Source organism: Mesorhizobium sp. M0306, assembly GCF_040321655.1.
In the GTDB taxonomy this organism is placed as follows: domain Bacteria; phylum Pseudomonadota; class Alphaproteobacteria; order Rhizobiales; family Rhizobiaceae; genus Mesorhizobium.
In genome coordinates this window covers 58,943-82,421 of the sequence record NZ_JAMYRY010000028.1, presented here as the reverse complement: position 1 = coordinate 82,421, position 23,479 = coordinate 58,943, and the positions used below count along the sequence as shown (strand labels likewise).

General features: G+C 63.2%; 22 protein-coding genes. 9 read left to right on the top strand and 13 right to left on the bottom strand.

From position 1 onward, the window contains the following. Window positions 1-223: 223 nt before the first annotated feature. From NKI95_RS27580 to NKI95_RS27570, 3 genes are read right to left on the bottom strand one after another with little or no spacing between them, the layout of a single operon-like run. On the bottom strand, window positions 224-1,378 hold the full coding sequence (locus NKI95_RS27580; protein WP_352720691.1) for an efflux RND transporter periplasmic adaptor subunit: 1,155 nt from the start codon (window positions 1,376-1,378) through the stop codon (window positions 224-226). Between the two features lie 16 nt (window positions 1,379-1,394). Beyond that, window positions 1,395-4,574, bottom strand: a complete 3,180-nt coding sequence (locus NKI95_RS27575; protein WP_352720689.1) for an efflux RND transporter permease subunit — start codon at window positions 4,572-4,574, stop codon at window positions 1,395-1,397. After that, entirely contained in the window at window positions 4,568-4,843 is a 276-nt protein-coding gene (locus NKI95_RS27570) for a hypothetical protein (protein ID WP_352720687.1), read from the bottom strand. Before NKI95_RS27570 ends, NKI95_RS27575 begins: the two co-directional genes overlap by 7 nt. Before the next feature lie 253 nt (window positions 4,844-5,096). Here NKI95_RS27570 and NKI95_RS27565 point away from each other — a divergent pair, with 253 nt between their 5' ends. Further along, on the top strand, window positions 5,097-5,678 hold the full coding sequence (locus NKI95_RS27565) for a TetR/AcrR family transcriptional regulator (protein WP_031211029.1): 582 nt from the start codon (window positions 5,097-5,099) through the stop codon (window positions 5,676-5,678). Window positions 5,679-6,227: 549 nt separating this feature from the next. Here NKI95_RS27565 and NKI95_RS27560 read toward each other — a convergent pair. From NKI95_RS27560 to NKI95_RS27535, 6 genes are all read right to left on the bottom strand, one after another. Then, window positions 6,228-7,250, bottom strand: coding sequence for a LacI family DNA-binding transcriptional regulator (locus NKI95_RS27560; protein WP_352720685.1), 1,023 nt, complete (start codon window positions 7,248-7,250; stop codon window positions 6,228-6,230). 57 nt (window positions 7,251-7,307) lie between these two features. Beyond that, entirely contained in the window at window positions 7,308-8,102 is a 795-nt protein-coding gene (locus NKI95_RS27555; protein ID WP_352720683.1) for an ATP-binding cassette domain-containing protein, read from the bottom strand. Window positions 8,103-8,105: 3 nt separating this feature from the next. Continuing rightward, window positions 8,106-9,092, bottom strand: coding sequence for an ABC transporter permease (locus NKI95_RS27550; protein ID WP_352720681.1), 987 nt, complete (start codon window positions 9,090-9,092; stop codon window positions 8,106-8,108). Between the two features lie 107 nt (window positions 9,093-9,199). Next, window positions 9,200-10,132, bottom strand: a complete 933-nt coding sequence (locus NKI95_RS27545; RefSeq protein ID WP_352720679.1) for a substrate-binding domain-containing protein — start codon at window positions 10,130-10,132, stop codon at window positions 9,200-9,202. Window positions 10,133-10,383: 251 nt separating this feature from the next. Beyond that, a complete protein-coding gene (locus NKI95_RS27540) occupies window positions 10,384-11,178 on the bottom strand; it encodes an SDR family oxidoreductase (RefSeq protein ID WP_352720677.1) in 795 nt (264 codons plus the stop codon). A 78-nt stretch (window positions 11,179-11,256) separates the two neighbouring features. Next, window positions 11,257-12,414: a fumarylacetoacetate hydrolase family protein gene (locus tag NKI95_RS27535; protein ID WP_352720675.1), complete on the bottom strand. Its 1,158-nt coding sequence runs from the start codon at window positions 12,412-12,414 to the stop codon at window positions 11,257-11,259. Window positions 12,415-12,640: 226 nt separating this feature from the next. On the opposite strand from NKI95_RS27535, the gene NKI95_RS27530 reads away from it, so the two are divergent. The 7 genes from NKI95_RS27530 to NKI95_RS27500 all read left to right on the top strand — a co-directional run bounded on the left by NKI95_RS27530 (window position 12,641) and on the right by NKI95_RS27500 (window position 20,147). Further along, on the top strand, window positions 12,641-13,924 hold the full coding sequence (locus NKI95_RS27530; protein ID WP_352720673.1) for an NAD(P)/FAD-dependent oxidoreductase: 1,284 nt from the start codon (window positions 12,641-12,643) through the stop codon (window positions 13,922-13,924). A gap of 83 nt (window positions 13,925-14,007) precedes the next feature. Then, window positions 14,008-14,895, top strand: a complete 888-nt coding sequence (locus NKI95_RS27525) for an ABC transporter permease (RefSeq protein ID WP_292659959.1) — start codon at window positions 14,008-14,010, stop codon at window positions 14,893-14,895. Continuing rightward, window positions 14,892-15,770, top strand: a complete 879-nt coding sequence (locus NKI95_RS27520; RefSeq protein ID WP_352720671.1) for an ABC transporter permease — start codon at window positions 14,892-14,894, stop codon at window positions 15,768-15,770. Before NKI95_RS27525 ends, NKI95_RS27520 begins: the two co-directional genes overlap by 4 nt. Further along, window positions 15,755-16,825, top strand: coding sequence for an ABC transporter substrate-binding protein (locus tag NKI95_RS27515; protein ID WP_352660843.1), 1,071 nt, complete (start codon window positions 15,755-15,757; stop codon window positions 16,823-16,825). Before NKI95_RS27520 ends, NKI95_RS27515 begins: the two co-directional genes overlap by 16 nt. Before the next feature lie 179 nt (window positions 16,826-17,004). Continuing rightward, complete coding sequence (locus NKI95_RS27510) at window positions 17,005-17,613, top strand: cupin domain-containing protein (RefSeq protein WP_254820400.1); 609 nt, start codon at window positions 17,005-17,007, stop codon at window positions 17,611-17,613. Beyond that, window positions 17,603-18,688 (top strand): ABC transporter ATP-binding protein, encoded by a 1,086-nt coding sequence (locus NKI95_RS27505; protein WP_352720669.1) that lies wholly within the window; start codon window positions 17,603-17,605, stop codon window positions 18,686-18,688. Before NKI95_RS27510 ends, NKI95_RS27505 begins: the two co-directional genes overlap by 11 nt. A gap of 31 nt (window positions 18,689-18,719) precedes the next feature. Continuing rightward, the gene (locus NKI95_RS27500) at window positions 18,720-20,147 is read left to right on the top strand and encodes an aldehyde dehydrogenase family protein (RefSeq protein ID WP_352720667.1); all 1,428 of its coding nucleotides are present in this window, start codon (window positions 18,720-18,722) and stop codon (window positions 20,145-20,147) included. A 126-nt stretch (window positions 20,148-20,273) separates the two neighbouring features. Here NKI95_RS27500 and NKI95_RS27495 read toward each other — a convergent pair whose 3' ends face one another. Together NKI95_RS27495 and NKI95_RS27490 are read right to left on the bottom strand one after the other, a co-directional pair. Further along, the gene (locus NKI95_RS27495) at window positions 20,274-20,759 is read right to left on the bottom strand and encodes an SRPBCC family protein (RefSeq protein WP_502908406.1); all 486 of its coding nucleotides are present in this window, start codon (window positions 20,757-20,759) and stop codon (window positions 20,274-20,276) included. Beyond that, complete coding sequence (locus tag NKI95_RS27490) at window positions 20,756-21,106, bottom strand: ArsR/SmtB family transcription factor (protein WP_352720665.1); 351 nt, start codon at window positions 21,104-21,106, stop codon at window positions 20,756-20,758. The genes NKI95_RS27495 and NKI95_RS27490 overlap by 4 nt, the downstream gene beginning before the upstream one ends. A 172-nt stretch (window positions 21,107-21,278) precedes the next feature. On the opposite strand from NKI95_RS27490, the gene NKI95_RS27485 reads away from it, so the two are divergent. Then, entirely contained in the window at window positions 21,279-21,632 is a 354-nt protein-coding gene (locus NKI95_RS27485; RefSeq protein ID WP_352720703.1) for an ArsC family reductase, read from the top strand. A gap of 158 nt (window positions 21,633-21,790) precedes the next feature. Here NKI95_RS27485 and NKI95_RS27480 read toward each other — a convergent pair whose 3' ends face one another. Together NKI95_RS27480 and NKI95_RS27475 are read right to left on the bottom strand one after the other, a co-directional pair. Further along, on the bottom strand, window positions 21,791-22,153 hold the full coding sequence (locus NKI95_RS27480; RefSeq protein WP_352720663.1) for a DUF488 domain-containing protein: 363 nt from the start codon (window positions 22,151-22,153) through the stop codon (window positions 21,791-21,793). 27 nt (window positions 22,154-22,180) lie between these two features. Beyond that, window positions 22,181-23,437 carry an aminopeptidase gene (locus tag NKI95_RS27475; RefSeq protein WP_352720661.1) on the bottom strand — a complete coding sequence of 419 codons (1,257 nt, stop codon included), beginning with the start codon at window positions 23,435-23,437 and terminating at the stop codon, window positions 22,181-22,183. Between the last annotated feature and the right edge of the window lie 42 nt (window positions 23,438-23,479).

Sequence of the window (23,479 nt, the reverse complement as noted above, 5' to 3'; positions counted from 1 at the left end):
CGTTGCGACGATCGAACCCGGCGAATGCAAAAACTACTTCGCAAACGCCGGATACGCTTCCGTCAAAACGTGAAAGACTCTAGAGAGCGCCTCTATGCTGCCATCGTCGCCAGAGCCGCCGTTCGCGCTACGGCTTGAATCGACCGTGTCGAAACTATCAGCAAAAACGGCGCCCTTGGCGTGGGAGCCGAGGGCGCCGCGGGACCGGACCTGATGGGGGTTATCAGGTGGCCGGTTTCTCGGGCAGCGGCGAGATCGGCATTCCCGGGCCGATCTTCTGCAGATTGCCGGTAATCACCCGGTCGCCTTCGGCCACACCGCTCAAGATGGCAACCTGATCGCCATTGGTCGGTCCGAGCGAAACGATGCGCTGGTCGACGGTGTTGTCCTTGCCGACGACATAGAGGTATTTGCCAAGCTGGCCTGAGCCGAGTGCCGTCTGCGGCACCATCAGCGCATCGGGCTGCTCTTTGACGTGCAGTCTGACGCGGACATACTGGCCGGGCAGCAGCGTGAATTTGCCGTTGCCGACCGTCGCCCGTGCCGTGATCGTGCCGGTCGAGCGATCGATCGTGTTGTCCATGAAGGTAAGATCGCCCTTCTGGCGCGGTTCGGTTTCACCAGGAAGCAGGACATCGACACTGATCGGTCCCGCAGCCCGAGCTTCCTCGATCTGGGTCAGGTCCGTTTCGCTCGGATTGAACGTGACGTAGATCGGATCGAGCTGCACCAGCGAGTTGAGCACGGTGCCGGCGACGCTGACCAGCGTTCCAACGGAAGCCTGGCTGCGTCCGATACGTCCCGCGAACGGGGCGCTGATTTCGGTATAGCTCAAATTGAGCTCGGCGGTCCGCAAAGCGGCCTGGTTCACGGCGAGCGAGGCCTGAGCCTCGCGCAAGGTGCTGGTGCGCTGGTCGAACACGTCCTTGGCGAGATAGCCGCTCTTGGCGAGCTCGCTGCCGCGCCCGAGACTGGAGCGTGCATAGTCGAGTGTTGCCGTGTCGCGCTGGATAAGCGCCTTCGCCTGCTCGAGGGCAGCCTGGAAATCCTCCGGGGCGATCTTGTAGAGAAGGTCGCCCTTGGCAACGTCGCTGCCGTCGGTGGCGACCTGCTCCTGCAGATACCCCGGCACGCGCGCCTGCAGCGTGATGCTGCGAATGGGCTCCACCCGGGCGGCATAGTCGAGATAGATCGGGATCGTCTTCTTGACGACGCTCACCACCGGCACCGGCATGACAAAGGCTTCCGGCTTGGGGGTCGCCGCCCCGGCTGTGCCGGCGTTGAGGCTGAGGCTGCCCATGTCGAGCAGGTGAACGCTCGCCACTGAAATCGCCCCAAGGGCGACGGCCGTTCCCAGCGCGATTTTCCATTTACGCATGATCAATTCTCCAGTCCTATTCAGCCGCTTCGGCCAATGGCTCGAAGGCGGATTCGGCAGTTGGTTGTTCAGTCGCTTCGGAGACCGGTCCGCTCTCGCTGCGGCGCTCGCGCAGCTGCTCGATCACCGCATAGAAGACCGGCACGAACACCAGCGACAGGATCGTCGCCGCGACCATGCCGCCAAAGACGGTGGTGCCGATCGACTGCCGGCTCGCGGCACCTGCACCTGTAGCGAACATTAGCGGCAGCACGCCGAGGATGAAGGCGAAGGCGGTCATCAGGATCGGTCGCAGCCGCAGCCGCGCCGCTTCCATCGCGGCGTCGACGATGCTGAGGCCTTCTTCGCGCCGGCGCCGGGCAAACTCCACGATCAGAATCGCGTTCTTGGCCGCCAGTCCGATCAGCATGACGAAGCCGATCTGCGAATAGACGTCGATCTGCATGCCGCGCAGCCACAGCACGACGAACGCACCGAACAATGCAAGCGGCACCGCCAGCAGCACCATGAACGGCATCGCCCAGCTCTCATATTGCGCGGCGAGGATCAGGAAGACGAAGACGATCGCGAGACCAAAGACGACGGATGCGATCGATCCCGCCTTGAGCTCCTGATAGGTGATGCCAGTCCATTCGTAGCCGAAATCTCTCGGCAACGCCGTGGCAGCGGCACGCTCCATTGCCGCCACCGCCTGGCCGGACGAAAAGCCAGGGGCGGCGCCGCCATTGATCAGGGCCGACGCATTGTTGTTATAATGCGGCACGGTCTCTGGGCCGACGATGGGCACAAGCTTGCCCAGCGTGCTCAGCGGCACCATGCCGCCCGACGCATTGCGGACATAGAGCCGCGAAATGTCGGCCGGACCCGCACGAGAGTCCTTGTCGGCCTGGATCGTCACCCGGAAGGTGCGGCCGAACAGGTTGAAATCGTTCACATAGAGCGAGCCGAGATAGATCTGCAGCGTATTGAAGACGTCCGGCAGGTTGAGCCCGAGCAGCTTCGCCTTGGCGCGATCGAGATCGTAGTTGAACTGCGGCGTCGAGGTCGAGAACGACGAGAACAATTGCTGCGGGTTGAGCTCGGGCTGCTTGCGCGCCTCGGCAATCACCGCTTGCGTCGCATCGTTGAGCGCCACGCTGCCGCGGCCGGTCAGGTCCTCGACCTGGAACTCGAAGCCACCGGTGGTACCAATGCCCGGGATCGACGGCGGGTCGAAGCTCAGCGCAAAAGCCTCCGGAATTTGCAGCAGCTTGTTGCGCACGTCGGCGACGAGCTTCGAAGCGCTCTGGTCGGGGCCGCGTTCGTCCCATGGCTTCAGGATGGCGAATTCGACCGCCGAGTTCGACTGCGCGGCGCTGGTCAGGAAGTTCAAGCCGCTGATCGAGCCGACGATGTCGACGCCGGGGGTATTCTGCAGGATGTCGCGTGCCTTTTGCGCCACGGCGTCGGTGCGTTCCAGCGAGGCCCCGTCGGGGAGCTGGATGACGACGAAGAAATAGCCTTGGTCCTCGACCGGGAGGAAGGTCGAGGGCAGGCGCTGCCAGACGAAATAGGTCGCGACAAGTCCGGCCGCGAACACGCCGAGCATGATCCAGCGCAGGCGGATGAGAATGCGCACGCCATTCGCATAGGCATGCGCCAGCCGTTCGAAGCCCATGTTGAACCAGCGGAACAGCACGAACTGCGTTTCCGGCCGGTGGCGCAGGAAGGCGGCGCTGAGCGACGGGGTAAGCGTCAGCGAGACGAAGGCCGAAATGCCGAAGGAGATCGCCACCGTCAGGGCAAACTGGTTGTAGAGCCGGCCGGACACGCCGGGAATGAAGGCGACCGGCACGAACACGGCCATCAGCACGGCGGTCGTGGCGATGATCGGGCCGGTGACCTCAGCCATCGCCGTGCGCGTGGCAGCCAGCGGTTTGAGGCCGGCCTCAAGTTGGCGTTCGACATTCTCGACGACGACGATCGCATCATCGACGACGAGGCCGATCGCCAGCACCATGCCGAGCAGGCTGAGCATATTCAGTGAGAAGCCAAGCATATTCATGACGGCCAGCGTCGCCACCAGCGACACCGGAATTGCGATCGTCGGGATGATCGTGGTGCGCCAGCTTTGCAGGAAGATGAACACCACGGCGACGACCAGGACCAGCGCTTCGCCGAGCGTGATCAGCACGTCGTGCATCGAGGCCGAAACGAAACGTGTCGTATCGTAATGCATGGCGTAGCTGACGCCCTTCGGGAAACGGGCCGACAGCTCCTGCATCTTGTCCTTGACGCGCTGCTGCAGATCGAGCGCGTTGGAGCCCGGCATCTGGTAGACCGCCAGCACCACCGTCGGGTCCTTGCCGAAGAAGGCCGACGACGAATATTGCAGCGCGCCGAGCTCGATGCGCGCAACGTCGCGCAGCCTGACCAGCGAGCCGTTTGCGGTATTGGCGCGCACGACGATGTCGCCGAACTCCTTGGGATCGCTCAGCCTGCCCACGGCGTTGACCTGCATCTCGAAGGCAGTGCCGGCCGGAGCCGGCGACTGCCCGATCTTGCCGGCCGCCACCTGGACGTTCTGCTCGGCGACGGCGTTCTGCACGTCGACGGCAGTAATGCCGAGATTGGCTAGCTTGTCGGGGTCGAGCCAAATGCGCATCGAATAGCGCCGCTCGCCGAAGATCTGCACGTCGCCAACGCCGGGCAGGCGCTTCAGCGGATCGACCACCTGCAGATAGGCGAGATTGCTCAACGCGACCGGGTTGACGGAACCGTCCGGCGAGGTGAGGTCGACGATCAGGACGAAGTTCGGGTTCTGCTTCTTGATCGTCACGCCGCCCTGATTGACGATGGCCGGCAACGAGGAAGCCGCCTGCGAAACGCGGTTCTGGACGTCGACGGCCGCGGTGCTCAGATCGTAGCCAACGTCGAAGGTGATGGTGATCGTCGAGGAGCCGTCATTGGAGCTCGACGACGACATATAGGTCATGCCCTGGACGCCGTTGATCTGCTGTTCGAGCGGCGTCGTCACCGTGTCGGCGACGACCTGCGCGCTGGCGCCCGGGTAATGGGCGCTGACCACGACCTGGGGCGGCGTGATGTCGGGAAATTGCGAGACGGGCAGCAGGAAATAACAGATCCCCCCGGCGAGCACCATGATGATGGCGATCGCCGACGCAAAGATCGGGCGATGGATGAAGAAGTTTACCATGAGATGCACGCCTCGCCCGATGCTCTGGCCCGGCCAAAGGCCTTGGCCACCCTGGACAGCCGCCGGCTGCGCATTGAGCCGGAATCTTCGAGAAAACCGAAATCTTGCAGAGGGCGGCGCGGCGCATTGCGGCGCTCGGCCTGCTCATCCGCCAGCGCACGCAGCATCGCCTCGAAAGACCGCGGGTCGACGCGGTCGGCTTTCATCAGCATGCGGATCATCGGATCCCTCACGACTTCATCGATCGTCAGATCATTGCGCTGCGACATCGAAGCGGCTCCTGGTTTTTGGTGATCCGCGGCAGGCCGCGGATCGGGTGTTCTCTTGCTCGCCGGCCGAGGCCGTAAGGTGCGGTTCGTCCCCTTGCCGATCGGGGCGGGGCTGATGGCCGGCACTTGCGAGTTTGACATGATGCAATGCGGGTGTTACAGGTAAGTAACATCTCTAACGTTACAGACCGGTAACACCCTAGTCAAGAGGTGCACCGAGGGAATTTCGGGAAACGCAATCACGGAGGTTTTGATGACAGACGGTGTTGTGGAGCGTGTTCGCCCCCGGGACAGGATCCTGGAGACGGCACGGGACATGTTTCACAAGCATGGCATTCGCGGCGTCGGCATCGACGCCATCACCGAGGCCGCCGGCACCAACAAGATGACGCTCTACCGGCATTTCGAGTCCAAGGACGACCTGATCATCGAATGTCTGCGGGCGACCGCCTGCAGCGCCAACGCGATGTGGGAAAAGTTCGAGGCCGAGAATCCGGGCGACAAGCTGGCGCAGCTGCACGCCTGGGTCCGAATGGCGGCCGATTGCTTGATGTCCGACCGTCGCGGTTGCGACATGGCCAACGCCGCCATCGAGCTGAGCGAGGCCGATCATCCGGCAAGGCAAGTGATCAAGGAACTCAAGGAAGCGCAGCGCGAGCGGCTGGTCTCCCTGTGTCGCGATGCCGGCATCGGACAGGCCGAACTTCTTGCGGACACGCTGTCGCTGTTGCTCGAGGGCGCCCGTGTCAGCCTGCAAAGCGTCGGCGCCGAGGGCCCGAGCGCGCAGTTCGTCCGCATGGCGGAAGGCCTGATCACTTCTTTCAGGGCCAGATAATCTCGCAAGCGGCGAAACGATCCGTGGCGTTTCGATTGCGCGCCGCGCCGCCGGGTGATGTCTCGTCCTATCCGGATGTGCCATCTCGCGTCTCCCTTGCCGATCCCCCGCACCATTGCCGGCGCGGCGTTGTTTGCTGGTCGTGAGGCAGGATAGGGCCGCCGGCGAACCGGTGAGAGTGACAAGTGTGACAGGATTCTGCCCGACAAGCCGCGGCGATCGCAGCGAAGCTCATCGATCCGCGGATCAACAGTCGTGTCCGGTGCTAGTCACGATCCCAAGCGTCGGCCGCTATCCCGGAGCCGGAATAAAAAAAGCCCGCTGCCGGGAGGAGGTGGCAGCGGGCTCGATTTCGAATACGGCACGGGAGGAGGTGTACCGCACTCAGCGTCGGCATCGCATCTGGGAGGAGTAGATGGCCGACACCTGCGAAACTATCGATTGCCCAATGATTCGGCAACCACAAAAGTTGCATAGCTGATGTGCAGATTTGCGGTATCAACCGAATTTTAACGATCGAGGCCCGAGCGCCATCGCCCTCGCGCGGCATCACTGCACCGGGACATTTTCCTTGAAGATCAGGCGCGGCTCGATGAATTTCCGCGTCAGATAGGGCGCCGACGAGGCGATCGAGCCGAGCAGGCGAATGACCGACTGTTCGGCAATCAACCGCGCATTCTGGTCGATGACGACGTCGAGCAGGTCGTCGACGAGATAGCCGCGCGTCTCGCGCGTCAGATCATGGCAGATGAACACCGGCTTCTTCCGCGGCCTGACTTCGAGCAACGCTTTTGCCACACCCGAGCGTCCGGCGCCGATACAGTAGATGCCGAGCAGCTCCGGCTCGTTGTGCAGCGCCTTCATGGTCGCGGTATAGCTGACCTCCGGCTCATCGTTGATCTCGACGGCGCTGGTGACGGTCAGATTGGGAAACTCTTCGCCGAGCACGGAGCGAAAGCCCATTTCGCGTTCCTCGTGGCCGCGATAGGAACGTGAGCCGACCACCATCGCCAGATGGCCCTGGCGGCCACCGAGGAACCGTCCCATCAGCAGCGCCGCGGTGCGGCCGGCCACCCGGTTGTCGATGCCGACATAGGCTGAGCGGGGCGCGCCAGGAACGTCGGACACCAGCGTGACCAGGCGGATGCCGGCCTCGACGATCTCGCGCAAGATGTTGCGCGTTCTCGGATGATCGATGGCGATGACGCCGACCCCGTTCGCCTTGAGCGAGAGGTTTTCGACGGCCACCTGCAAGGCACTCGGCGAAATGCCGGCGAGCTTGTGGATGCGGCAGGAGGCGACCAGCGGCAGGCGCGCCGCATAATCCTCGATGTGTCTGGCCAGATCGGCCATGAAGGCATTGCTGCCGATCGGCAGGAAGAATTCGAGATGTGCCGGCCGCGAGGGCAACGCGACCTGGTCGACAACCGGCAGATAGCCGAGCTGCTTGGCCGCCTCCATTACGCGCTGCCGGTTGGCGGCACTCGCCCCCGGCCGATTGTTGAGCACACGGTCGACCGTCGCGGTCGACAGGCCGCAGCTTCTGGCAATATCCGAAACGGTGGCTTTCATATCGCAACCATGTGGCGATGCGATCCAGTGCTTCGACGATAAGCCCGGCCCGGCCGCTCAGCCGGGCCGTTTCGTGCCCTCGACCAGCGCCTCATGGATCTCCTTGTCCGACATGCCGGTGATGACGCGTTCGACTTCGGCGACGCTGGTCTTCTTCGGGTCGATATCGTCGGCGACGACCTTGCCGCGGCGCATGACGACGATGCGGTCGACCACCTGGAAGACATGATGGATGTTGTGGGCGATGAAGATGCAGGAATGGCCGGAATCGCGGGCGCTACGCACGAAGCTCAGCACGCCCTGCGTTTCGGCGACGCCGAGATTGTTGGTCGGCTCGTCGAGGATGATGAGGTCGCTGTCGAAATGCATGGCGCGTGCAATCGCCACCGCCTGCCGCTCGCCGCCGGAGAGCGAGCCAATCGGCGTCGTGGGCGGGATGTTCTTCGAGATGCCGACCTGCTTGAGCAGGTCGCGGGCAACCACGTTCATCGCCTCCTGGTCCATGCGGTTGAGGAAACGCGGCGGCTTGATCGGCTCGCGTCCGAGAAACAGGTTGCGGGCGATCGACAGCTGCGTCACCAGCGCCGAGTCCTGGTAGATCGTCTCGATGCCGTGGGCGATGGCGTCGCTGGTGCTGCGCAAATTCACCTTCTTGCCGCGGATGAAGATGTCGCCGCTGGTCAGCGGGACCGCGCCCGACAGCACCTTGATCAGTGTCGACTTGCCGGCGCCGTTGTCACCGAGCAGACCGACGATCTCCCTTTCATTGACATGGAAATTGGCGTCCACCAGCGCTTGCACGCGGCCGTAGGACTTGCGGATATTTTCCATGCGGACAAGCGGTTCGGCCATGGTTCAAGTCCCTGCCTGATGCCGGCGTTCCAGCCATGAGTGGAGCGCCATCATGCCGAGGATGATGGCGCCGATGAAAATATTATAGGCAAGGCCGGGCACGCCGATCAGCACGATGCCGTTGCGCATCACGCGCAGGATCAGGATACCGAGCACCGTGCCGATGATTGTGCCGCGCCCACCGGTCAGCGCCGTGCCGCCGATCACAACCATGGCGATGACTTCGAGCTCGTAGCCGGTGCCGCTGTTGGGGTTGGCCGCCGAGGTGCGCAGCGAGCTGATGACGCCGGCAAGCGAGGCCAGGATCGACGACAGGATGAATAGGCCGATCTTGACGCCGCTGACATTGACGCCGCGCGCCCTTGCAGCACTTGGGTTGCCGCCGGCCGCCTGGATCCAGTTGCCGGTCCGGCTCTGCGTCAGCACGTAGCCGAGCGCGGTTGCGGCGGCGATGAACCAGAACAGCGACATATAGATACGGAACGGCCCGATGAAGAAATCGCCGACCAGCGCTTCCGCCAGCCAGCTGCCCTCGGCGCTCCAGGTCCGCTGCGGAAACCCGTTGGTGACGAACAAAGCGGTGCCGCGCACCACCAGCAGCATGCCCAACGTCACCAGGAAGGACGGGATCTTGAGCTGCGTCACGAACCAGCCATTGACCAGTCCAATGAACGCAGCGACCACCAGCGCCATGACGAAGGCGGCTTCGAGCGAGGCGACGCCGCTGTTGAACAACGTCCACATCAGGACCGGCGAGAAGCCGAACACCGAGCCGACCGAGAGGTCGAATTCGCCTGATGTCATCAACAGCGTCATCGCCAGCGCGATCAGCCCGAGCTCAACCGTGAAGGCCAGCGTGTTCGAGATGTTTTGCGGCGACAGGAAGTCGTGGTTGATGCCCCAGAACACGGCGATCTCGACGACGAGCAGCACGAACGGCCCGAACTCGGGCCGCGCGATCGAGCGTTGGATAAGAGAACGATTTTCCACCTTGGACCCGCGATAGGATTGGATTTGGCCGAGACCGCAACCGGCTTCGGCGGAATGATGAGACAGTCACGGCCGCTGAAGCGGCCGTGACCAACTCGATCGCGAATTTATTTGCCGGACAGGATCTTGTCGTAGACTGCCGCGGTGTCCTTCTCGTAGAGCGCGCCGGTGATCACGTCGAAGCCGGGCGGAATACCGCTCGCCGCCATGTTGGCGAGCGAGAGCGCGACGTAGCTGGTCGCCTGCGGATCCTGCCACTGGCCGGCATTGACGTAGCCGTTCAGCACTTCCTGGGTGGTGTCGAGCGAGTTGCCCCAGCCGACGACCGGGATTTCGCCCGGCTTGACGCCGACCTGGTCGAACACCCGCTTGATCGAACCGGTGACAAGGTCGCCAAGGCCGATGATCGCCTTGACCTTGGCCCTGTTGGCGGTGAGGTAATCGACCATGCGGTTGATCACTTCGGCCTGGTCGAGCGTCGCTTCGGTGATTTCATAGGTGATGCCGAGCGGCTCGAAGACGCTCTTGATGCCTTCCTCTTCCTGGACGCCATAGGTAGCGCCGGGAATTTCGACCGGCATCCAGACGAAGTCGCCCTTCTTCACCAGGCCCTTGTCGACCAAATACTGAGCCCAATGCTTGCCGAAGGTGACGTTGTCGCCGCCGACATAGGCGTTGAAGTCCGCCTTCGGATCGGGCGTGTTGAAGTTGATGATCGGGATGTTCGCCGCCCGCGCTTCCTTGACGATCTCGACAAGGCTGCCCGGATCAGGGCTGGTCGTGGTGATGCCGTCGGCCTTGGCGGCGATCGCGGCGCGAACAGCCTCCTGCTGTGACGCCACGTCGCCATTGTGGAACGACGTGTTGACAGTGTTGCCGGTATCCGCCGCCCATTGCTTGGCGCCGGCAAGGAAGTAGGTCCAGACCGGATCGGCCGGGCCGCCATGCGAAATCCAGTAGAACGTCTTGGCCTGTGCCGCGGCCGGAATAGCCAGCGCCACCACCAAGCCGAGTGCAAGCAGTCTTAGCCTCGTCAGCATTTGATTTCCTCCCATTTGAACCGAACTCCTCCTCCGACGACGATCACCGCGAAAAGCCGTGCGCGGCCAAAACGGTGGTCGCATTTTGCCAGCGTCGACCTGGCGCATTAGAGCATTCCCTTTTTCGATCGATGGCAAGCCTCCATCCGCCAGTGGACGTTCGCGCAAGGCACCACGCCATCAGCAATCCCATCAGATTGCATCAGTTTGGCTGATATTTTCCAGGCGGCCGACGATCGGCCTTGCGACCGTCATGCAATGCCGCGCGGCGGCGCGCCGAGCACGGATTGCTCTAGGTCGATAAGCGTCCCGGTCATCAGCCCGGAGGCGTCGCTGAGCAGGAACAGCGTTAGCTGGGCGACTTCGTCCATGGTCAGCAATCGACCAAGCGGCAGGCCGGCGGCGGCGATCTTTGCCCAGTTTTCGCCCTTGCCCAGCGTGCGCGCCTGCATCTCTTGTTCGGCCGGCGTCGCTACCCAGCCCATGTTGATGCCGTTGACGCGGATGCGATCGGAAAGATGCGCGTTGGCAATGTTTCTGGTCAGCGTCGAAAGCGCGCCCTTGGTTGCGGAATAGATGGCAAGGTCCGGCGCACCGCAATGCGCATTCACCGACAGTATGTTGACGATGGCGCCCGCCGCCCGCCGTGTCTTCATGTCGGCTACGGCCGCCTGCATGAGGAAGAACGGCGCGCGCGCATTGACGGAAAACAACCTGTCCCAGTCGTCGATTGTGCCAGTTTCCAGCGAGGCCCGGTCGGTGAGGGCCGCGGCGTTCACCAGACAATCGATGCGGCCGAGTCTTTTGGTCGCTTCCGCCATGACAGCTGCAGGCGCGGCCGGATCTCCAAGGTCGGCCTGGATGAAGACGACGGGCCGGCTTGGTCGTGAAAGCTCTTCGGCGATGCGTCTGCCACGCTCGGTATTGCGGCCGACAATGGCGATCCCTTCGCCGCCGTCGGCTGAGGCCAGCCGGGCGATGGTCTCGCCAAGCCCTTGCGTTCCGCCGGTAACGACAAGGGTCTTGCCCTCAAGAGCGACGATCAATGGACTCTCCCGAATGCCGACGAGCAGGTAATTTCCAATCAGAGAATTCTAGAATCTATCGGATGTTAGGCTGGGGGACTAGATGAGGTCGGCCCTTGCGAGGTCACGCATCAGGTGGCTGGCGCCGTAGGTCCAGTGCGGGCAGTCGGGCGACAGCCGCACGCGGTTGACCAAGGCACCGAACTTCTCTGAAGAGATGGTGACGATGTCGCCGACCTTGTGGGTAAAGCCCTTGCCTTGTTCGCCGCGATCCTTCGACGGCACGAACATCGTGCCGAGATAAAGCGCCAGCCCGTCCGGGTATTGGTGGTGCGACCCCATGGCGGCGGCGACCAGCTCTTCCGGCGAGCGGCTGATCTCGGCCATCGAACTGGCGCCCTCCAGCGAGAACCCATCCTCGCCCTCGACCTTCAACCGTACGATCGCCTGCTTCACGTCGCCGATGGAAAATGTCTCATCGAACAGCCGGATAAAGGGGCCAAGTGCTGCCGAAGCGTTGTTGTCCTTGGCTTTGCCGAGCAGCAGCGCCGAGCGCCCCTCGACGTCGCGCAGATTGACGTCGTTGCCGATCGTCGCCCCGACAATCCTGCCGCTGCTGGCGGCAATCATGGCGATCTCCGGCTCCGGATTGTTCCATGTCGAAACCGGATGCAGGCCGACATCGGCGCCGAAGCCGACCGAGGCCATCGGCTGGCATTTGGTGAAGATCTCGGCATCGGGGCCGATGCCGACTTCCAGATATTGCGACCAGGCGCCGCGCGCAATCAGCTTGGCCTTGATCTCCATCGCTTCCGGCGAGCCGGGTTTGAGCTTGGACAGATCGTGGCCGATCAGGCCGGCAATGTCGGCGCGAATGGCGTCGGCCTTTTCGGCCGAACCGCGCGCCTGCTCCTCGATCACCCGTTCGAGCAGGCTGACGACAAAGGTGACGCCAGATGCCTTGATCGCCTGCAGGTCGACGGGGGACAGCAGGTACGGTTTCCCCGGATCGCGCGCTGTCTCGAAACTGTTGGCGGCAATGGCATCGAGCGGGCCGATCGGCCGCCCCGTGGCCGAGCGGACGTGTCCTGCCGGATCAGGCAATTCGCAAACGTCGCGTACGGTCGGCGCCATATTTGACGTGATGTCGAAGACGGTACCGTCGCGCACCGTGACCACCAGCGGATGGGAAGCATCGCTCGCCCGGGCGCGGCCAACGAAGAGCCCTTCGGCGGGCAAATGTGTGGCGTTCGTCATGGCTTACATTTCCTGTTGTCTTGTCCTTCGGCCGCGGCACTTTCAACAAATTCCCGCCAAAGGTCTATCCCGCTTGCAGGGCGAGCTTTGTCAATTCTTTCAAGCGGTCTTCGCATCGCTGGACCTTGATCGAGCCTGGCGTGCGCCAATGGCGAGGGAAAACGCTCTTTCAAAATAATGAAACCGTCGCTAGGGTTTTCACCTACTGAAAATCTCCAGGTGACGCTTGCTCTTACGGTTTTCCGATCCAATCTGGCAGAAGCCGCGGACAGCCACCGCGTTCCAGTCGCTTTTTCCAGCCGGCCGACGCGTCGATGTCGTCATCGTCGGCGGCGGCATCATGGGGCTGTCGACGGCCTTGCACGCCGCCCGGCTCGGCCTTGTCGTCCAGGTGCTGGACGCCGGCGAAATTGGCAATGGCGCATCCGGCCTGAACGGCGGTCAGGTCATTCCCGGCCTGAAATACGATCCGGACTGGCTGCTGGAGCATTTTGGTCTCGAACACGGCGAAGCGCTCGTCAACTTTGCCGCCTCGACCGCTGACACCGTCTTCGAATTGATCCGTGACGAAAGACTGGCGGTGCCGTTCGTCCGCAATGGCTGGATCCAGGCGGCGCATACCGAGACCGCGCTGAAAGCGGCGGCAAACCGGGATCGGCAGTGGCGGGCGCGCGGCGCCGATGTCCGGCTGCTGAGCGCGACGGAGATCGCGACGATGACCGGCGCGCAGGGCTATCTCGGCGGCTGGCTCGATCGCCGTGCCGGTGTCATCGATCCGCTCGCCTACACGTCGGAACTGGCGCGCGTCGCTGCAGCGGCGGGCGTGAAGATCGCCGAGCGCCAGAACGTGATGCAGATCAGCAAGGATGCTGGCAGTTGGCACGTTTCAACCGAAAGCGGCGCCGAACTCAAGGCCAAGGCGGTCGTTCTGGCGACCAACGCCTATACCGGCGGCCTGCTCCCGGGCCTCGCCGAGACGTTCGTTCCGCTGCATTCCTTCCAGATCGCGACGGCGCCGCTATCATCCAATGTCGCGGCAGCGATCCTGCCGGACGGGCAGGCAGTGTCGGATTCGCGCCGCATCCTCGTCTATTATCGCAAGAGTGCCGATGGCCGACTGGTGCTCGGCGGGCGCGGCCGCATGGCCCTGCCGAACGGCCCGGCCGACTGGGCGCATCTGGAACGCGCGCTGCTGCGGCTCTACCCGGCGCTGTCCGATATGGCCATTGAAAAGCGCTGGTTCGGTCGGGTGGCAATGACGCCGGACCATCTCCCGCATATCCACGAGCCAGAGAAGGGTCTGCTGGCGGTCGTCGGTTGCCAGGGCCGCGGCATCGGTCTGATGACCGCGCTTGGCGAGCGCATCGCCTCCTACCTGTCGAGCGGCGACACCAGGCAATTGCCGTTCCCGATATCGCCGATCCGGCCGATCCCGTTTCACGCCTTTCGGCAGGTCGGCGTTGCCGCGACCATCGCCTGGTACCGGATGCTGGACGCCTTCGAACGCTGACGTCATGCCCAAGCGTGAAACAGCTTGACAGCTTCACGAATATGAAAAAAGCTTGGTCGATTTCAAATTATGATGGGCCGTCGATGTCGACTATCGCCGCAACGCAGCCGCTGCCGGAAACCCGGTCTTCGCCGGGTTTTCGCTTTGCCATGCTGCTGCCCGGCGGGCTGGTCACCTTTCTGCTGATCCTTTTCGCGCTTGGCCTGGTGTTCTTCCTGGCCTTTCGCGGCAATGACGGCTCGCTGCTGGGGGCCGGTTTCACCCTTGCGAATTTCGTCACGGTGGCCACCGATCCGCTGTACTGGACGGTGACGCTGCGCTCGCTGGGCATCGCCGGCCTGGTGACGCTGGCAACCGTCGTCACGGCATATCCCGTTGCCTACTACCTGGCTTTCCATGCCGGGCGGCAGCGTGGGCTGCTGCTGTTCCTGCTGACCCTGCCGTTCTGGACCAGCTATCTGCTGCGCGTCTTCGCCTGGAAGATCGTGCTTGCCTATAATGGCGTGCTGAACTCCGCGTTGATCGAAAGCGGCATCTGGTCGGAGCCGACATTGGCGTTCTTGAATACGCCGGCAGCGGTCGTCGTCACGCTTGCCCACGCTTATGCGCCGTTCGCCATCCTGCCCATCTATGTGGCGCTGGACACGATCCCGAAATCGCTGCTCGAAGCTGCTTCCGATCTCGGCGCAAAACCGTTCACCAGTTTCCGTCGCATCGTGCTGCCTAATTCGATGCCGGGCGTGCTGGCGGCTGCTCTCGTCGTCTTCGTGCCGACCGTCGGCGATTATGTGACGCCGGCGCTGGTCGGCGGCCCTGCCAGCACCATGATCGGCACGCTCATCCAGGCCGAGTTCGGCAAGGCCAATGACTGGCCGTTCGGCGCCGCACTCGCCGTCGCCGTCATGCTGGTCATTCTCGCCGTGGTGCTGGTGGTGCGCTTCGCCGACCGCCGATACGGCAGCCGCACATGAACACGGCGCGTATCGATGCAAGGCAGGGCGGCGGCTGGCTGGGAGCCTACGTCCTTGCCTATCTGGTGTTCCTGTATCTGCCGATATTGCTGATCCCGCTGTTTTCCTTCAACAATTCGATCCAGGCGGCATTTCCGCTGCAAGGCTTCACGCTGGAATGGTACGGCACGCTTTACGGCAATTCGGCGCTCTCCGGCGCACTTGCCACCAGCCTCGTCATCGGCGCCATTGCCGCCATCGGCGCAACACTCTGCGGCATCACCGTGTCCTATATGGACCTCTACGGCCGTTCGCCGCTGGCGGCCACGATCAGTGCCATAGCGCGGCTGCCAATCCTGATCCCCGGCGTCATCGTCGGCATATCGCTGCTGATCCTGGTCAATCTTGCCGGTTTCGGGCCGTCGCGCATTGCCATCGTGCTCGGTCACATATTGGTGGCGCTGCCGACGACGGTGGTGGTCATGCGCAGCCGCTTCGCCGCCATTCCGAAGACCATCCGTGAGGCAGCGCTCGACCTCGGCGCCTCGGACTGGACGACCTTCAGACGGGTGATGCTGCCGCTCAGCCTGCCCGCCATTATTTCGGCGTTCATGCTGGCCTTCCTGACCTCGTTCGACGAGTTCATCGTCGCCTTCTTCCTTGCCGGCACCGAGCCGACGCTGCCGCTTTATATCTGGAGCCAGCTGCGCTTCCCGAAATCGCTGCCGACCGTCATGGCGCTCGGCACCGCGATCCTGGCCGTGTCGTTCCTCATCGCCGCACTCGCCGAAATCCTGCGCCATCGCGGGCTTGCCGCCACCCGGCGGCCAGCGCCCGCCAGCCTGTCAAAACCAGAAGAAACCGAAAGAGGAGAACTGCAATGGCATTCGACCTGAAATCGATAACGGCAAAGACAGCGAAAACCGGACTGGCTGCCTTCGCGCTGGCGCTTGCGTCGACTGTCGCCTTTGCCGGCGACAAGTTGCAATATTTCACCTGGTCGGGCTATGAACTGCCCGACTTCAACAAGAGCTTCCTCGCCGCGCACCCCGATGGTGTCGAAGCCTCGATGTTTGGCGACGACGATGACGCTTTCACCAAGGTCAAGGCTGGCTTCCGCCCCGACATCGCGCATCCCTGCTATGACAAGGTGGCGCGCTGGAACAAGGAAGGCCTGCTGCAGCCGATCGACACCAAGCGCATCAAGAACTGGGATTCGATCTTCCCGGTTTTCAAGAACCTGCCCGACCTGCAGGCCGGCGACGGCAAGGTCTGGATGGTGCCGTGGGACTGGGGCAACACCTCGATCCTCTACCGCACCGATCTGGTGAAGAACCCGGAAGCCAGTTGGAACCTGCTCTGGGACAAGCAATATGCCGGGCGCATGGCGACCATCGATGCCGTCCACGACACACCGGTGGTGGCGGCCCTTCTCGCCGGCGTCAATCCATTCGACATGACGCCGGAACAGATGGACAAGGTGGCGGAGAAACTGCGCGAGCAGCGCCCGCTGCTCTCGAACTACACCACCGACATGACCTCGGTCGAACAGGCGTTGGCGAGCGGCCAGCTGGTCGCGGCCATGACCTGGAACGCCTCGGCCACCTCGCTGAAGAAACAGGGCGTGCCGGTCGAGTTCATGAAGCCGAAGGAAGGCATGCTGACCTGGGCTTGCGGCTTTGTCATGCTCAAGGACGCCAAGAACGTCGACCTCGCTTATGACTTCATCAACAGCCGGCTTGAGACGGATTCCGGAAAATACCTGATCCAGGCCTACGGCTATGGCAGCTCGACCAGCTCGGCTTTCGCCGCCGTGCCGAAGGAGGAGCTGGAGAAACTGCAGCTGCCTTCCGATCCCGAGGTGATGCTGAAGACCACCATCTTCACCGGGCCGATGAAACAGAATGACGAACTCGCCAAGATGTTCGAGAAGGTCAAGGCAGGCGGCTGAGTTTGTTTTCCCTTCTCCCCTTGTGGGAGAAGGTGTCGCCGAAGACGACGGATGAGGGGTGTTCCAGATGGCACCGACGGCACTCCGGCCAACACCCCTCATCCGTCCCGGCGCTTCGCGCCGATCCACCTTCTCCCACAAGGGGAGAAGGGGAGACCTTACCAAACGAGGACGAATGGATGGACATGCTGGACGAAGCGGCTGAGAAGCCGAAGGACGACGCCGACGTCAGGGTCGGCCGGCGCGTGCGGGCGCTCAGGCTGGAGCGCAATCTCTCGCTGGCCGAACTTGCCGCCAAAGCCGGCGTCTCGATCGGTGCGCTGAGCCAGATCGAGCGCGGCATGTCGTCATTGCGGGTGCGAGTGATCTGGCCGCTCGCCGCCGCACTCGACATCGAGCCGTCGGCACTGATCGTTGACGGCAACGATGCCGGCAACGATCTTTATTGCGTGCGCGCCAACAGCCGGCGTCAGATCCCGGTCAAGTCGGAAGGCATCGCCAAGGCGCTGCTGTCGCCGCCGGCCGCCACGCTGACCGGCATGCTGGTGACCGTGGAAGCCGGTGGCGGCACCGCCGAAGCCTACGCCCATGCCGGCCACGAATTCGGCTTCGTCCTGTCGGGCGAGGTCGAGCTGGTGGTCGATTCGACCAGATACGGGCTGAAGGCCGGTGACAGCTTCGCCTTCAAGAGCACCTTGCTGCATGCCTTCCGCAATCCGGGCAGCGAGCGCTGCCAGATCCTGTGGGTCAACACCACCAAGCCGTCCGAGGTTCGCGATGGCGCCTGATCCGCTCGTCCGGCTGGACAAGGTCTCCAAGATTTTTCCCGGCGGCATCATAGGGCTCGACGCCGTCGATCTTGATATTTGGCGCGGCGAGTTCCTGACCCTGCTCGGACCGTCCGGCTGCGGCAAGACCACCAGCCTGCGGGTCATCGCCGGCTTCGAGAGCCCGTCGAACGGCAGGGTCCTGCTCGAAGGCCGCGACATCACGGCGCTCAGGCCCTTCGACCGTCCCGTCAATACCGTGTTCCAGGACTACGCGCTGTTCCCACACATGAACGTTGCCGAAAATGTCGGCTTCGGCCTGTCGCTGCGCAAGCTCTCCGGTGCCGAACAGGCAAGGCGCGTCGGCGCAGCGCTCGACATGGTCGGCCTTGCTGAAAAGCTCGGCGCCCGTGTGTCCGAATTGTCGGGTGGCCAGCGCCAGCGCGTCGCGCTTGCCCGCGCCATCGTCTGCGAACCGCGTGTGCTGCTGCTCGACGAGCCGCTGTCGGCGCTCGACGCGCATCTGCGCGAGCAGATGCAGGTCGAACTGAAGCGGCTGCAGTCGCGGCTTGGCACCACCTTCGTCATGGTCACGCATGACCAGACCGAGGCGCTGTCGATCTCCGATCGCATCGTCGTCATGAACAAGGGCCACATCGAGCAGATCGCGCCGCCGGCGACCCTTTACGACCGGCCCGCCACCAAATTCGTCGCCAGCTTCATCGGAACCATGAACCTTCTGCAGTCGCGCTTTGTCGGCCGTGACGGCGAGCGCTTGCGGTTCATCGCCGGCGTCCTGCCGCTGGAAGCGATTTCGGATAAAGGCGAGCTGCCTGGCGAGGGCACTGTGCGCACCATCGGCGTGCGTCCGGAGGACCTTTTGGCCACGACCGAGGCCGCGGCCGGTACCGCACCGGTGCGGGTGAACAGCATCGTCTTTCACGGCCGCACCTTGCGCCTTCATGCAGAGCTGGGGCAGGGGACACAGGTGGTGATCGACGCGCCGCGCCGGGCGGAGGGTTTTCAATTCAGCGTCGGCGACGTGGCGCATATCAGCCTGCGCCGTGGCGCCAACTGCCCTATGCTGCCAAGCTAGTCTCACTCATTCCTAGAAAACCGGAGCACCCATGGGCAGTCATCTCAATTTCTTCATCGGCGGCAAATGGGTCGGCCCCGTGGTTCCGGCAACGCTGGATGTGATCGATCCGTCCACCGAAGAGGCCTACACCAAAATCTCGGTCGGCTCGAAAGCCGATGTCGACAAGGCCGTGGCGGCAGCCAAGGCGGCATTCCCGGCCTTCTCGCAAACCAGCAAGACCGAGCGCCTGAAGCTGCTGAAGCGTATCCTCGAAGTCTACAATGAGCGCTACGAGGACATCGCCCAGGTGGTCAGCCATGAAATGGGCGCGCCGATCAGGTTGGCGCGCGAGGCGCAGGCCTGGGCGGGCAGGGCGCATATGGAAGCTACCATCAAGGCGCTTGAGGATTACGAATTCAGCGAGAAGCGCGGCACCACCATGGTGGTAAAGGAGCCGATCGGCGTCTGCGCGCTGATTACACCGTGGAACTGGCCGCTCAACCAGATCGTCTGCAAGGTGGCGCCGGCGATCGCCGCCGGCTGCACCGTCGTTTTAAAGCCTTCCGAAATCGCGCCGATCAGCGGCATCATCTTTTCCGAGGTGATGGACGCCGCCGGCACGCCGAAGGGCGTCTACAATATGGTGAATGGCACCGGCCCGGATGTCGGCCAGGTCATGGCCGGCCATCCTGACGTCGACATGGTCTCGTTCACCGGGTCGACCCGGGCCGGCATCATCGTCGCCAAGACGGCCGCCGATACGGTCAAGCGTGTCGCGCAGGAGCTGGGCGGCAAATCGGCCAACATCGTGCTGCCCGACGCCGACTTCGAGGCGGCGGTGCGCAAGGGTGTCAAGGCGTGTTTCGGCAATAGCGGCCAGTCCTGCGACGCGCCGACCCGCATGCTGGTGCCGGCCGCCCGCCACGACGAAGCGCTGACCATCGCCAAGAAGACGGCCGAAGCGCACAAGGTTGGCGACCCGCGCTCGGAAGAGACCAAGCTCGGGCCGGTGGTCAGCAACATCCAGTTCGACAAGATCCAGCGGCTGATCGAGGCCGGTATCGCCGAGGGCGCAACGCTGGTCACCGGCGGCCCCGGCCGGCCGGAGCACCTCAACCGTGGCTACTATGTGCGGCCGACCGTTTTCGGCCACGTCAGGCCCGGCATGACCATCGAGAAGGAGGAGATCTTCGGGCCGGTTCTGTCTGTCATCTCCTACGATGACGATGATGATGCGGTGAAGATCGCCAACGACACCGTCTATGGCCTGGCCGCCTATGTGCAGTCGGGGGATATCGACCACGCCCGCAAGATTGCCAGCCGGCTGCGTGCCGGGCAGGTCTCGATCAACTATCCGGAATGGGACACGTTCGCGCCCTTCGGCGGCTACAAGCAGTCCGGCAACGGCCGCGAATACGCCGACTGGGCGATCCATGATTTCCTTGAGATCAAGGGTATCATCGGTTACGGCGCCTGAGCCTTCGACATTGGCATTATGCCAACCGTCAAGTTTGTTGCGAGCGTTGGTTCCTTCGGCACCGGCGTTCGGTTGAACGGCCACGACGGCTCCGTGGCCGCAATGTGAGTGCGAAGCAGGGTCGCCTCAGATCGTCTTGAGATAGCCGGCCAACTGATCCGCCACTGTGCCCCAGCCGTCGTAGAAGCCCATCTCCTCGTGGCTGTTGCGCGTGGCTTCGTCGCGGTGGATGGCGGTGGCGGTGTAGCGCGTCGTCTCGCCATACGATTGCAGCGATATGACCGCTGTAATGAATGGGTCGCCTGACGGCCGGTAGCCTGGCAGCAGCGCATCGGTCCACACCAGCCGCTCGTTCGGGACAATCTCGAGGTAGCAGCAACGCCTGTCGTTGACCTCCTTGCCGTCGGGCGACTGCATGCGGGTGCGGAACAGGCCGCCGGGCCGAAGGTCGATCTCGCAATCGGTGATGATCCACGGCTTCGGCGTGAACCATTGGCGGACATGCTCGGGCTTCGTCAATGCCGTCCACAGCAGTTCTCGCGGCGCCTGGATCGCTCGTTCGAGCACGAGGTCGAGCTTCGGATCGGGTTGGAACAACGGGACCATATTCATCTGTCTTTCTCCTTGAGTTTCAGCACGTAGTCGTCGAACTGGTCGAGGCGGCGCTCCCACAGCGCACGCTGCTCGGCCAACCAGTTTTCCGCGAGCTTCAACGGCTCCGGCGCGAGCCGGTAGGTCCTGACGCGGCCTGCCTTCTCCGAATGCACCAGCCCGCAGCCTTCCAGAACCCTGAGATGTTCGATGAAGGAGGGCAGGGCCATCTCGAACGGCTGGGCAAGCTCGCTGACCGAGGCGGGGCTTCGGTTCAGCCGCTCGACTACGCGCCGCCGGGTAGGATCGGCGAGCGCCCGGAAAATGCCGTCGATCGGCGGGGGGCTTTCGGTCTGCAGGCTCGTCATGGTCATTTCCTTGCCTCGGCCATCCGCATGACCAAAGTTGGCTCGGGACAACACTTAGGAAAATTCCTTACTATTGGCAAGCGCGAAAATCGCGATGCCCGGCAAGGCCGCTGGAAAACTAAGAGGTGCGGTTTTAGGGTGCCGTCAGATTCGACCGGTCCGAGGATCCGTTTTGACGATCACCATGTACGGCATCACCAATTGCGACACGGTCAAGAAGGCGCGTGTCTGGCTGGCGAGCCATGATGTTGCCTATCGCTTTCATGACTACAGGGTAGACGGACTGGATGCGGATCGGCTGAACGGCTGGTCAGGCAAGGTCGGCTGGGAAATCCTGCTCAACAAGGCGAGCACGACGTTTCGCGAATTGTCGGACGAGGACAGGCTGGGCCTGGATGAGAAGAAGGCCAAGGCGCTGATGCTGGCCAAACCGACGATGATCAAGCGGCCGGTGCTGGAATTTGGTGACAGGATTCTCGTCGGCTTCAAGCCTGATGTTTATCAGCAGACGGTTGGGCGGAAGTGAAGTCGCGGTGCCTATCCTGTCGTCATCCTATGGCGGAGCAAGGAGCGAAGCGACGCGGCGCAGACCATAGGATCCATGCCGTGACGTTTGAGCATTGCAACCTTGCAGGTTCTACTCCGCCGCATCCTTCGGCTGAAGTTGCGGCATGGATCCTCGGGTCAAGCCCGAGGATGACGAAGTAGATATTCCGCCAGCGCCACCGCATTGTTATGCGTCTCATCATGCGCGCCGTAGATCAGCGTCACCCGGCCTTTGCCCAGCAAGGCGCGCAGCTGCCCGACCGCCTCGCCATTGCTGTCGAGCTCGGCGCGGTATCGCCGCTGGAACTCCGCCCAGCGCGCCGGGTCGTGGCCGAACCATTTGCGCAACGCATTGCTCGGCGCGATGTCCTTCAGCCAGACCGTTAGCGCGGCGTCTTTTCCACCGACCCCCCGAGGCCATATCCGGTCGACGAGCACCCGCTGCCCGTCAGCGGGCGCCGGCGGCTCATAGATGCGCTTGATCTCAATATCTACGCCCATGGGATCCGGGAACGCCGCGCAGTCCTGTCAGACCCACTCGCCCTTGCGCATCACCGGCACGCGGCTGCCATCCTTATGGACGCCGTCTATGTCGATCTTGTCCGAGCCGATCATCCAGTCGATGTGGATGAAACTCTTGTTGCCGCCGCGCGCCGCGATCTCGTCCTGGCTGAGCGAGGCGCCGTCGACGAAGCACTTCGAATAGCACTGGCCAAGCGCGATGTGGCAGGCGGCGTTCTCGTCGAACAGCGTGTTGAAGAACAAGAGCCCGCTCTTGGCGATCGGCGAGGAATGCGGCACCAGCGCCACCTCGCCGAGACGGCGCGAGCCTTCGTCTGTGTCCAGCACTTTTTGCAGTACATCCTCACCTTTCGAAGCTTTTGCCTCGACGATACGGCCCGCCTCGAAACGCACCGCAATGCCGTCGATCAGCGTGCCCTGGTAGGACAGCGGCTTGGTGCTCGTGACATGGCCTTCGACGCGCCTTGCATGCGGCGTGGTGAAAACCTCTTCGGTCGGGATGTTGGGGTTGCAGGTGATGCCGTTCTTGGCGGTCGAGGCGCCGCCCATCCACTCGTGGCCGTCAGCCAGCCCGACGGTCAGGTCGGTGCCGGGGCCGGTGAAATGCAGCGCATGGAAATTGTGGCCGTTCAGCCATTCGGTGCGGCTCTTAAGCGCCGCATTGTGCGCCGTCCAGTTGCCGATCGGGTCTTCGACGTCCACCCGCGAGGCGGCAAAGATGGCGTCCGCAAGCTTGGCCACGGCGACGTCTTCGGCGTCGTTCGGAAACACTTGTTTGGCCCAGGCCTGATCGGGATAAGCCACAATGTTCCAGTTGATGTCGAAGCCGGTGATCTTCTCCAGCGCCGGCTGGTAGGCCATCGAATTCGCCTTGTTGGCACGCGCCACCTTTGCCGGGTCCTGAGAAGAAAGCAGCGACGGATCCTCGCCGCGCACGGCAAGCCTCGCCGCATTGCTGGCGAAGGCTTTTGCCATGCCTTCATAGAGCCAGCCGGCGGCGCGGTCGAAACCAGCGTCGGCGCCATAGCGGAAGCGCGCCAGCATGATCTCGTCATCGTTGAAGATCGGCGTCACCAGGCCGGCGCCCGCCTTGTAGGCGTGCTCGACGATCCGCCGCGTCAAAGGCAGCGCTGCAATAGACGAGGTCAGCACCAGATCCTGCCCCGGCTGCAATTGCAGCCCAACCTTGACGGCGACCTCCGCCAGCCTGTCGAGCTTCACCGGGTCGATAGTTGCGGAAACGCCGCGCGAATGTGTGGTCATGATCCTGCCTGCCGTGATTGGGGACTGTTTCTTACATAGACC